This window comes from Enterobacter sp. CCUG 70166 (assembly GCF_020224095.1).
Classification (GTDB): Bacteria; Pseudomonadota; Gammaproteobacteria; order Enterobacterales; family Enterobacteriaceae; genus Enterobacter; species Enterobacter intestinihominis.
The window spans coordinates 1-1,134 of sequence record NZ_NRIQ01000066.1; the positions used below are offsets into that span (position 1 = coordinate 1).

Consider the following 1,134-nt stretch of genomic DNA (forward strand, 5'->3'; position numbering starts at 1 on the left):
CGAGGGCTTTACTAAGCTTGCCCCTTCCGCCGTTGTCATAATCGGTTATGGCATCGCATTTTATTTTCTTTCTCTGGTTCTGAAATCCATCCCTGTCGGTGTTGCTTATGCAGTCTGGTCGGGACTCGGCGTCGTCATAATTACAGCCATTGCCTGGTTGCTTCATGGGCAAAAGCTTGATGCGTGGGGCTTTGTAGGTATGGGGCTCATAATTGCTGCCTTTTTGCTCGCCCGATCCCCATCGTGGAAGTCGCTGCGGAGGCCGACGCCATGGTGACGGTGTTCGGCATTCTGAATCTCACCGAGGACTCCTTCTTCGATGAGAGCCGGCGGCTAGACCCCGCCGGCGCTGTCACCGCGGCGATCGAAATGCTGCGAGTCGGATCAGACGTCGTGGATGTCGGACCGGCCGCCAGCCATCCGGACGCGAGGCCTGTATCGCCGGCCGATGAGATCAGACGTATTGCGCCGCTCTTAGACGCCCTGTCCGATCAGATGCACCGTGTTTCAATCGACAGCTTCCAACCGGAAACCCAGCGCTATGCGCTCAAGCGCGGCGTGGGCTACCTGAACGATATCCAAGGATTTCCTGACCCTGCGCTCTATCCCGATATTGCTGAGGCGGACTGCAGGCTGGTGGTTATGCACTCAGCGCAGCGGGATGGCATCGCCACCCGCACCGGTCACCTTCGACCCGAAGACGCGCTCGACGAGATTGTGCGGTTCTTCGAGGCGCGGGTTTCCGCCTTGCGACGGAGCGGGGTCGCTGCCGACCGGCTCATCCTCGATCCGGGGATGGGATTTTTCTTGAGCCCCGCACCGGAAACATCGCTGCACGTGCTGTCGAACCTTCAAAAGCTGAAGTCGGCGTTGGGGCTTCCGCTATTGGTCTCGGTGTCGCGGAAATCCTTCTTGGGCGCCACCGTTGGCCTTCCTGTAAAGGATCTGGGTCCAGCGAGCCTTGCGGCGGAACTTCACGCGATCGGCAATGGCGCTGACTACGTCCGCACCCACGCGCCTGGAGATCTGCGAAGCGCAATCACCTTCTCGGAAACCCTCGCGAAATTTCGCAGTCGCGACGCCAGAGACCGAGGGTTAGATCATGCCTAGCATTCACCTTCCGGCCGCCCGCTA

Annotated in this window: 2 protein-coding genes; both read left to right on the forward strand. The window is 59.7% G+C overall.

Annotated elements, in window-relative coordinates; genetic code table 11:
• Nucleotides 1-277: DMT family transporter (locus tag CKK19_RS23355; protein WP_017900405.1), on the forward strand; the 277-nt coding region annotated here is incomplete at its 5' end.
• Nucleotides 271-1,110, forward strand: a complete 840-nt coding sequence (gene sul1 / locus CKK19_RS23360) for a sulfonamide-resistant dihydropteroate synthase Sul1 (RefSeq protein ID WP_000259031.1) — start codon at nucleotides 271-273, stop codon at nucleotides 1,108-1,110. The genes CKK19_RS23355 and sul1, both read left to right, overlap by 7 nt.
• Nucleotides 1,111-1,134 lie beyond the last annotated feature (24 nt).

Coding starts and splice junctions, on each gene's coding strand:
- sul1 (WP_000259031.1), top strand. CDS start 271: ATGGTGACGGTGTTCGGCATTCTGAATCTCACCGAGGACTCCTTCTTC.